Below are 1,706 nucleotides of genomic sequence, written 5' to 3'. Positions count from 1 at the left end.
TGACGCATGTTCTGACGGAAGATGATCGCTTCGCGGTTCACTTCGTTAGTTAGCGATAAACCACTTTCGCCTTTCATCATGTTCGCTGCAATATCGTTAGACGCACAGATTGCGTAAAGTGGCGATGTTGAAGTGTGCATCATGTAAGCTTGGTTGAAACGGTCAAAGTTGATCGCGTTCTCACCGTTACGTACGTGAATGTATGATGCTTGAGACAATGCATTCAATAACTTGTGTGTTGAGTGAGTTGCAAATACTGTAGGACCAGTATGGTCTTTAGCATCGCCACGCATTGCGTAGTGACCCTTGTAGATAGGGTTAAAACGTGCGTAACCGAACCAAGCTTCATCCATGTGAATACGGCTAGAGCTTTCGCCTAGTAGCGCTTCAGTCACTTCTGAGTGGTAACATAAACCGTCATAAGTACAGTTAGTTACTACTGCGTAGCTTGCTTTTTTCTCGTCAGCGTTGAAAGGAATGCCCGCATTTTTAGCTTTAAGTGCGATGCCTTCTTTGCTCATTTGAACTTTGCTGATCGGACCGATGATACCGTAACAGTTACGGCTAGGTACCATGTAGATTGGACGTGCGCCCGTAAGGATCAGACCTTGTTCAATTGATTTGTGACAGTTACGGTCACAAATAGCGATATCGTCGTCTTTCATACATGCTTGCATGATAGTACGGTTTGAACCAGATGTACCTACGATACCAGAGTAAGACTGGTGAGCACCGAAGATCTTAGCTGCTTCAACTTCTGAATCTTTAAATGCGCCACTGTGGTCAAGTAATGAACCTAGTGCAGCACGTTCGATACCCATATCGGTACGGAACAAGTTTTCGCCGAAGAATTCAAAGAATTGGTTACCAGCAGGGGTCTTAGTAAAACCGATACCACCTTGGTGACCAGGCGCAGACCATGAGTACTCATGGATGTCGTTGTAGTGCATCATCGCTTTCATGAACGGTGGTAGCACTTGTGCACGGTAACGACGCATTGAAGCAACGATACGGCCAGCAACGAAGTCAGCAGTGTCTTCTAGTACTGAGTAACACTCATCAACACGTTCCATTAACTGGCGGTTGTTAAGGATAGACGTACGAGCACGCTCTGCTAGTAGAAATACAGGCACTTCAGATTGACGAGCTTGAAGTGTGCTTAGTAGCTCAACTTCTTCGTTAGAATTAACGATTTGCTCTTCAGTTTTTTCAAGTGCTAATACTAGGCTATCAATTTGAGTTGATAGAATAACCGCACGCGCATCTTCATAAGAAGTGGCTGTAATAATTTCGATAGAGCGGTTTTGTAGTTCAGCAACAAGCGACTTAGTTGCGCGGTCTGCAAAGCTGTTTGGAGTAATATTTTGGTGCTCGATAACGAGAGCACGCATTTTATTTGTACTACTATTATTGTTCATAATAACGCCTGAATAAAATGGTGGATAACAGGTGTGTTTTAACCCGACATAATGATTATGAAGAACTAAAAGGCCTGACCGAATATTTTAGATAGGGAATAAATAATGCTGTTCATTAATATCACTATTAATTGTGAGCGTATTTATTATTTATTCCCATTTCCGTTCTAGTTAGTTATTAATAAATTGCTTTAGTATCGAATTTATTAAATCTTTAAAATTAGTTTGCTTTCACTTCTGGCTTAGTATCACGTGCGGCGATGAAGCCGTAGAAGATATAACCAAGCA

At 42.1% G+C, this 1,706-nt stretch carries 1 protein-coding gene; it reads right to left on the bottom strand.

Going from position 1 to position 1,706, the window contains the following annotated elements:
- Positions 1 to 1,418 (bottom strand): Orn/Lys/Arg decarboxylase N-terminal domain-containing protein (locus CIK00_RS21020; RefSeq protein WP_324762884.1); only part of this gene is annotated, 1,418 nt, incomplete at its 3' end.
- Positions 1,419 to 1,706 lie beyond the last annotated feature (288 nt).

It is taken from the genome of Photobacterium carnosum, assembly GCF_002849605.1.
Taxonomy (GTDB): Bacteria; Pseudomonadota; Gammaproteobacteria; order Enterobacterales; family Vibrionaceae; genus Photobacterium; species Photobacterium carnosum.
This window is presented reverse-complemented; position numbering and strand designations above follow the sequence as displayed.